Source organism: Hoeflea sp. (genome assembly GCF_984452065.1).
On the sequence record NZ_CFHWAF010000036.1, the window covers coordinates 28534 to 35810 of the forward strand.

Annotated in this window: 8 protein-coding genes and 1 pseudogene; 4 read left to right on the forward strand and 5 right to left on the reverse strand. The window is 61.5% G+C overall.

Translation table 11 applies throughout. The features are described 5' to 3' along the window. Nucleotides 1–14: 14 nt before the first annotated feature. Genes AC5E6N_RS09270 through AC5E6N_RS09280 form a run of 3 tightly spaced genes read left to right on the forward strand, consistent with a single transcriptional unit; the run spans nt 15 to nt 2858 of the window. Nucleotides 15–683, forward strand: a complete 669-nt coding sequence (locus tag AC5E6N_RS09270; protein ID WP_491747553.1) for a TRAP transporter small permease — start codon at nt 15–17, stop codon at nt 681–683. Between the two features lie 9 nt (nt 684–692). Next, complete coding sequence (locus AC5E6N_RS09275; RefSeq protein ID WP_491747554.1) at nt 693–2054, forward strand: TRAP transporter large permease; 1362 nt, start codon at nt 693–695, stop codon at nt 2052–2054. A gap of 12 nt (nt 2055–2066) precedes the next feature. Continuing rightward, entirely contained in the window at nt 2067–2858 is a 792-nt protein-coding gene (locus AC5E6N_RS09280) for an IclR family transcriptional regulator (RefSeq protein ID WP_491747555.1), read from the forward strand. Between the two features lie 54 nt (nt 2859–2912). Here the strand turns inward: AC5E6N_RS09280 and AC5E6N_RS09285 are convergent, their stop codons facing one another. Both AC5E6N_RS09285 and AC5E6N_RS09290 read right to left on the reverse strand, forming a co-directional pair. After that, the gene (locus tag AC5E6N_RS09285; protein WP_491747556.1) at nt 2913–3386 is read right to left on the reverse strand and encodes a hypothetical protein; all 474 of its coding nucleotides are present in this window, start codon (nt 3384–3386) and stop codon (nt 2913–2915) included. Between the two features lie 167 nt (nt 3387–3553). Further along, nucleotides 3554–4021: a hypothetical protein gene (locus AC5E6N_RS09290; RefSeq protein WP_491747557.1), complete on the reverse strand. Its 468-nt coding sequence runs from the start codon at nt 4019–4021 to the stop codon at nt 3554–3556. Between AC5E6N_RS09290 and AC5E6N_RS09295 the strand changes: the two genes are divergently transcribed. Next, nucleotides 3996–5063, forward strand: a complete 1068-nt coding sequence (locus tag AC5E6N_RS09295; RefSeq protein WP_491747558.1) for an MFS transporter — start codon at nt 3996–3998, stop codon at nt 5061–5063. The genes AC5E6N_RS09290 and AC5E6N_RS09295 overlap by 26 nt on opposite strands. Nucleotides 5064–5101: 38 nt before the next feature. Here AC5E6N_RS09295 and AC5E6N_RS09300 read toward each other — a convergent pair whose 3' ends face one another. The 3 genes and pseudogenes from AC5E6N_RS09300 to AC5E6N_RS09310 all read right to left on the reverse strand — a co-directional run. Then, nucleotides 5102–5701 (reverse strand): DUF922 domain-containing Zn-dependent protease, encoded by a 600-nt coding sequence (locus AC5E6N_RS09300; RefSeq protein WP_491747559.1) that lies wholly within the window; start codon nt 5699–5701, stop codon nt 5102–5104. Nucleotides 5702–5748: 47 nt separating this feature from the next. Beyond that, nucleotides 5749–6513, reverse strand: a complete 765-nt coding sequence (locus tag AC5E6N_RS09305) for a class II aldolase/adducin family protein (RefSeq protein WP_491747560.1) — start codon at nt 6511–6513, stop codon at nt 5749–5751. A gap of 118 nt (nt 6514–6631) precedes the next feature. Beyond that, a pseudogene (locus tag AC5E6N_RS09310) lies at nt 6632–7277 on the reverse strand (metal-dependent hydrolase); the annotation flags it as partial.

Consider the following 7277-nt stretch of genomic DNA (forward strand, 5'->3'; position numbering starts at 1 on the left):
GGAGGAGGGTGGCCATGGGTTCCCTGGCGGCGGATATCGGCGCTATTTTCAGCGCTGTCCTGGCGAATGATTCTTGGACGATCAGCGAGGCCCTGCGCCGCGACGGCGCCTGGGTCGTCGGTTTTTTCGCGACCCTTCTGGGCGCCGCCCTGGTGCTCTGGATCTACAAGCTTCTCCCGTTCGTCGACCGCCAACTGGAACGTTCGATCATGGTCTGGTCTTACCTGGTGATCGCGGTAATCATCTTTGTCGAGGTGTTCCGCCGCTTTGTCCTCAGCGAGCAGGCGCCCTGGTCGACGACACTGCCGCCTTTCCTGTTCCTCATCATGACCTGGTTCGGCTGCTCCTATAACGTCCGGCTCAGAACCCATCTTGCATTTGCCGAATTCCGCACGTCCATGCCGCGCGCCGGCCAGATGGCCTGTCTCACCCTGGATGCGGTTTTGTGGTTCGTCTTCTGCTGGATCGTGGTCGTCAGCTCCACGCGGGTCGTCGCCAACTCGGCGTCGAACTTCCAGATCATGCTCGGCACGGACAATGTCATGCAGTGGTGGTTCCTCGCCACCGTACCGCTGAGCTTCATCCTTTTGTGCGCGCGGGCACTGGAAAACTATCTCGAAGACATCGCCAGGTACCGGTCGGGTGAAACCCTGATCAATCAGGCGGTCATCGGCGGCGAGTAGGAGGGCGACATGACGGACGGAACCTGGGTCACCCTCATCTCCATCGGCGTCACGCTGTTTTTCATGCTCGGCGTGCCGGTGTTTCTGGTCATCGGTTTCTGGGTCGTGGGCTGCAGCTTCGTGCTCGGACTGCCACTCGACAATATCGGCGCGGCGCTGGCGGACGTCTTCACCGACGGTTTCGCCCTGCTGGCCATGCCACTCTTCATCCTCACCGGCGACCTGATCAACAAATCGGGGATCGCGCGCCGCCTGTCCGATTTCGCCTATGCCTGTCTCGGCTGGGTGCGCGGCGGTCTTGCCATGGCAAGCCTCGGTGCCTGCGGTCTCTTTGCCGCCATATCCGGCTCCAACTCGGCGACGACGGCAACGATCGGCTCGATGCTGCATCCCGAAATGGTCAAGGGCGGTTACGACGAGCGCTTTGCCGCCGCGACCGCTGCTGCGGGCGGCACCGTCGGTATCATCATTCCGCCATCGATCATCTTCATCGTTTACGGCTTCCTGATGAACCTGCCGATTTCGGATCTCTTCGTCGCCGGCATCCTGCCCGGTGCGCTGATGGTCGGCGGTATGCAGTTTGCGTGCTGGATCATCTGCCGGATAAACGGCTGGGGCCATCTCATACGCCTCGAGTTCAACCGCGTATTGAAAACCGCTTTCGGCGCCTGGCTCGGCTTCTTCGCCATCGGTCTTGTCCTTTGGGGTATCTACACCGGCAAGTTCTCGCCGACGGAAGCCGCCGGCGTGACGGTCGGTTTCTGCATCATCGTCGGCCTGACCTGCCTGCCGCTGCACAGGCTGATGGGCTCCAGGAGCGAGGACCGCCCGCATACCGAAAAGGGCTTTGCGGAAATGCTCGTCGTTCAGGGCTTTCGCCTGACGGAAGTGCCCTCGATCACGGCCCGGTCGGCGCAGATCACCGGCATCCTTGCGCCGCTGATCGCCGTCTCCGTCGTCATGCAGCAGATTCTCTCGGTTCTCGGCGCGCAACAGGTCATCGGCGATTTTGTCACCAATATGGGCGGCTATTATGCGGTTCTGTTCACCGCGATGATCATTGTCTTCATCTTCGGCATGGTGCTTGAGAGCCTGCCGGTTACGATTATCCTTGCGCCGATCCTCGCTCCGATCGCCCATTCGATCGGTGTCGAGCCGGTGCAATTCGCTGTGATCTTCCTGGTGGGCGCATCGATCGGCTTCATCACCCCGCCCTATGGCCTCAACCTCTATGTTGCCAGCGGCGTGACGGGTGTTCCCTATTTCAAACTGCTCAGATATACCGTGCCCTACCTCGTGGCGCTGATCAGCGTCTGGTTTATCGTTGCGATCGTTCCGGAGCTGTCGACGACGTTGCTGCCGGACAGGTAGGAGCAACCGGGAGTGAATTGGTTGGATATGGCGGATCGCGGCGAAACAGGTGAAACGATCCCCACGAATCTTCGTTTGCTGATGGTGCTGGAGGAAATCGCCCGTGTCGGCGTCCCGGTGACGCCGACCACGATCAACCAGCATCTCGGCCTGCCGAAACCGACCATCCACCGGCTCTTTTCCACGCTCGAGGCGGAGGGCTTTCTTCAGCGTGAGATCGACGGCCGCTCCTACACGCCGGGCCGGCGTCTGCGCGATCTGTCCATGGGCGTCCTGACGTCGCTTCGTGTCCGCACCGCCCGCCTTGCCGTGCTCGATGCGCTGGCCGCGGACATCGGCGAAACCTGCAACATCTCGGTGCCGGAACGCGACTCGATGGTCTACATCGATCGCGTCGAGACCAAGTGGCCGCTGCGCATCCAGCTTCCCATCGGGACCCATGTTCCCTTTTACTGCACCGCAAGCGGCAAGATGTATCTCGCATCGCTCAATCCGGCGCATTTCGAGCGCTATGCCCGCTCGGCGCGCCTGGACAAACACACCGGGCGTACGATCACCGATCCGGACAGGCTTCTTGCCGAGGTCGACAAGACCCGCGAGCGCGGCTTCTCCCAGGACGATGAGGAGTTCATGGAGGGCATGATCGCCCTTGCCGTGCCGATCCGCGACGTGCATGGCAGGCTCCTGTCGACGCTGTCGTTTCACGCGCCGACCCAGCGTCTCAAACTGGCCGATGCCTACGCCTTTGCGGACAAGATGCATGCCGCCGCCGCGGAACTGTCGCGGCTGATCATCGAGGATTGATATGCGGTCAAGCTTCGGCCAGCCGTAAAGGGCGGTCGGAACGGTTTTTTGCGTCTATTCGATCGGCCACGCGCAGCTTTGTTCACCCGCATCCGCGCATGGCTCGTACAGGGCGATATCGCTTTCGCTTCCGTCTTCCCAAACCACCTGAACTGCGATGCTTTGAGCCGTATCGAGCGGGAACCGCAGTGCGATGGCCTCCGGTCCGGCGTCCGGCGGCAGCGCCATTGGGTTTTGTGGATCGCATGCGACAAGTGCAAACCGCTTGTCCAGCGTGTCGGAGTTGATTGAGTAACGGATTTCCGAAAGCCGGCAATGCAGGGTCTGCAAGGCAGTGAAGTAGATCCACTGGGCGCCGTCGAAGTTGCGAAACTGCACCCACCCGTTCTGACGGTTGGCGTCGAGCATCGTCCGGTAGAGTTCCATCGGCGGAACGCGGGATTTTTCCTCTGCAAAGGCCGGTAAAGGCGCAAGCACAGCAATCATGGCGGCAAGACAAAACCTGTGGATGAACTCGAGACCGGCCATTATGTACTCCGAATGATGCAGAGAATGTTGAATCGGGCGCGACGGGAATATTCCCTAAACACATGTTTACTTATAACCCAACGATCCTGTTTTGCATTGCCTTGCCGAACCTTATTTTTGAATGCGCGGCGGGGCGGGCGGCCGCAAGGCCGGCGACTTCCAAGGCCCTACATATTGTCGCTTCGTGCTTTTCGTCCGAGGTCACCGCCGTGATGACGAATGCCGTAATCCCGGCGGGTGAACCCCCTGGCTTCCATCGTCGCCAGGGCGATCGTATCGCTTATGGCCAGCACCCCGGCAGATTGCGGATTTCTCCGTAAATCAGGGCGTTGCCTCACATCGGGATACCATAACAGACGTGCAAGTGAGATCTCGATGGTCGCAGGCGGTGCAGCGATCCGGCTTGTGGCTTTTGCGATTTGCGGCTTGCCCGGTGTGGATTTTGCGTCTCTTGTGCTGGCATGAAGCTGACCGGTCCCTTTCTCTTCATTCTGGCTACCTTGATGATCGACGCCATCGGCGTCGGGATCGTCTTTCCGATCATGCCGGACCTGATGGATCGCGTCGGCGGCGGGCACCACGGCTGCGGGCGCATTCTGGAGCGGCGTCATGATGTCGGCCAATGCGGCGGCCATGTTCCTTTTCGGCTCCGTTATCGGAAGCCTTTCCGACGCCTGCGGGCGCAAGCCGATATTGATCGCGGCGCTTGCCACGCTGACGATCGACTACGTCATCATGGCGATGGCCGAAACCTATTGGGTGCTGCTCGTGGGCCGGGTTCTTGCCGGGGTGGCAGGGGCCACATATGTCACCGCGACCGCCTACATCGCCGACATCGCAAAGCCCGAGGAGCGCGGGGCGAGCTTCGGCATGATCGGAGCCGCCTTTGGCATCGGCTTTGTCCTCGGGCCGGCAATCGGCGGCGTCGCCTCGGCCTGGCACATTACGGCGCCCTTCTGGATCGCGGCGGTACTGTCTGCGGTCAACGTGGCCTTTGGCTTCCTTGTCCTGCCGGAAGCGCTCAAGCAGGAAAACCGCAGGCCCTTCGGCAAGCGTGACCTGAACCCGTTCGGGACCATCGCGCGGGCGTTTATGGTGCCGGGTCTCGCCGTTCCGCTTATCTGCATTTTCGTGTTCGAATTCGCCAATATGGTCTACCCGGCGCTCTGGGCCTTCTGGGGCCGCGAACTGTTCGGCTGGGACGGCTTCACCATCGGGTTGACCCTGTCGGCATACGGTATTCTGATCGCCGTCGTCCAGGCCGGGATATTGCCGCGGATGACCAGGCGTTTGGGCGATTATCGGACATTGCTGATAGCGATCGTCGCCGGCGTGATCGGCATGTTCGGTTTTGGCGTCGCGGGCACGATCCTGGTTGTGGCCGTCTTTTTTCCAGTCTCCGCATTGTCGGACATGGCGCCGCCGTTGTTGACCGCCTTTGCGGCCAACCGTGTGGGTGAAGATCAGCAGGGCCTGGTACAGGGCGTGATCGCTTCACTGACGTCCGTTTCGGCCATCGCCGCGCCGCTGGTCCTGACAGGCGTCTTCGAGTGGTTCGTCAGTGGCGACGGACCTTATCTTCCGGGCGCGCCGTTTTTTGTCGCCGGATTGCTGATCGCCGCCATCGTGCCGCTGATCCTGCGTCTGAGGCCCGGGCGGCGGGTCGGGAAACCCTGATCGGACCTGCTTTCGCGCCATTCGAGGCCGGAAGCGCGTCACGGCCCGTTGACCAGTTCGAGGATCAGTTGCTGGATGTTGCCGCCGTCGCGCATCTCCGACTGTTCGAAGCTGCGGTTACGGGTCCTGTAACGGGTGAAGGCAGCCTTGAGGGGCGCCTGTATCGCGTGGCGGATCGTCTTGCATTCCGGATCGTTGCGCTGCCGGAACCCGACCGTCGTATCGTAGATGTCCTGTGCCATATCGATGACGTATTCACCGTGGACGGCCTCGTGGGCGCGGATCCCGGCGATAAAGACGCGCCAGCGGGCGGCGACGTCCGCCGGCAGGGTTTCGGCCGGTTTCGGCAGTGTGTATGTGATGGTCAGGAAGGGCCGCGCGGCGACGAGCACGCAGTCATTGCCGTCGCGCCTGTAGTCGCGGCTCCATTTCAGGTCGAAATCGGTTTTGGCTATGGCGCTCGATATCCCGCCGCGAATGCGCGGTCCGCGGGCGCCGATCGACCGGTAGAGCTCAATGCCGGTCGTTCCCGAAATCGTGTAGGTTTTTTCGACCTGCCGTGCGCGGATGTCGGCATGGGCCGGCAAGGCGAGCAGGAACAGGGCGGCGGCGGTGCGCAGGAAGAGCATGTGTTTCATTTTGGCCTCGGACGCGGCTCACAGGGGTGCGGCTGCAGTGCGCGCGCCTATGTGGCGTAGTCCGGCTCGTCCCGGTCGAGAAGCAGCCTGACTTCCGCCATGTGGCGCTCTGCCTGCCCCGGGTAGTTCTCGATGTCGTCCGCGACCTGTGCCGCGACATCATCGGCAATGATGCGAAGCGGTCTCTGCGTCATGTAGGCGGTAATCAGCGTCTCCGCAGCGCGTTCGAAATAATAGAGGCGGTTGAAGGCCTCGGCCACGGTCCGGCCGATAACCAGAACGCCGTGGTTGCCCATGATCATCACCGTCTTCCTGGGGTCGGAAAAGAGCTGCGAGCAGCGCTCGCCCTCCTCTTCAAAGGCAAGTCCGCCGAACTCCCCGTCGATGACCACGCGGTCATGGAACATGGCCGTATTCTGGTCGATCGCCGGCATGGAACTGTCGGCAAGGCTTGCCAGCACCGTCGCGTATTTCGAATGCACATGCAGCGCGACACGGGCGTGCCGGCAATTGCGGTGAACGGCGGAATGAAGACCCCAGGCCGTCGGATCGGGCGCATCCGGCAGTTCCATCGTCTGCGGGGCGCTGGCGTCCAGAAGCAGGAGGTTCGACGCGGTCACCCGGCTGAAATGAATCTGGTCGCGGTTCATCAGGAACCGGGTTCCGTCCTCGTTGACCGCCGCGGAAAAATGGTTGGCGACCGCCTCGTGCCAGTTCATCCTCACCGACCAGCGAAAGGCGGCCGCGAGATCGACGCGGACATCCCAGTGCGGATCGTTATGGGTTTGGGGGTGCCGGGCGATGGCGGTCATGGGGGCCTCCTGAGTACATATCGAAACCTGTCTTCCAATCGCAGGATAGAGCGTTGATGGTATGCTCGGCAACGCCGGCCGGAAACCGGCCGGCAATTCAGCTCCCTGCTCGGCGCCGTCAGCAGGATGCGGGTTCGGTTGCGCCCTGCTTCTCAGCGTCGATGGTTTCAGCAGCCCGAACCGATGGCTGCCCGACAATGCGTGCGGCGAGCCAGTCAAGGTCGTCCCCGAGTGTCGTCAGCTGGCTCTCTATGGCTGCCGGCGGCATCGGTCTTATCAATGCGCCGCCATATTCAGCGATCGCAAATCTGAAGACATAGCTCGGCGTAAGACCCATCCGCAGGTCCGACACGATTATTTTTCCATCCTGCAAGGCTGTCGCGAAATACCCCCGGCTGAACCATCTCAGCTTTTCAAAAGCGTCAATTCCGTCAAGGCAGGCGGTCAGGTCCGAACGGGTCGGATGCGTATACACTCTGGCCTGATCGTCATCGTCGAAGAGCGAGAGATAGAGATTGTGATAGCGGCCATCTTCCTGCCCGATGACCTTCCACACGACGGTGTTGAACGGACCTGCGATCGCAAAGACATTGCGCGCATCAATTCCGGCGCGGGCGAAAATGGCTTTCGCCCGGTTCTCGGCATTGGCCTGTAAGACCACGCTGAGACCCATATAGGCCGTGCTGAACAAAAGCGCTGTTATGAGCGCGCCCTTGAGACGCGATGACCAGTTTTTCACCGCCAGGGCCCACACGACGGCGATC

Bases quoted from the DNA above. Each gene is read 5' to 3' on its own strand.
- AC5E6N_RS09270 (WP_491747553.1), top strand. From the start codon at position 15: ATGGGTTCCCTGGCGGCGGATATCGGCGCTATTTTCAGCGCTGTCCTG.
- AC5E6N_RS09275 (WP_491747554.1), top strand. From the start codon at position 693: ATGACGGACGGAACCTGGGTCACCCTCATCTCCATCGGCGTCACGCTG.
- AC5E6N_RS09285 (WP_491747556.1), bottom strand. From the start codon at position 3,386: ATGGCCGGTCTCGAGTTCATCCACAGGTTTTGTCTTGCCGCCATGATT.
- AC5E6N_RS09295 (WP_491747558.1), top strand. From the start codon at position 3,996: ATGATGTCGGCCAATGCGGCGGCCATGTTCCTTTTCGGCTCCGTTATC.
- AC5E6N_RS09290 (WP_491747557.1), bottom strand. From the start codon at position 4,021: ATGGCCGCCGCATTGGCCGACATCATGACGCCGCTCCAGAATGCGCCC.
- AC5E6N_RS09300 (WP_491747559.1), bottom strand. From the start codon at position 5,701: ATGAAACACATGCTCTTCCTGCGCACCGCCGCCGCCCTGTTCCTGCTC.
- AC5E6N_RS09305 (WP_491747560.1), bottom strand. From the start codon at position 6,513: ATGACCGCCATCGCCCGGCACCCCCAAACCCATAACGATCCGCACTGG.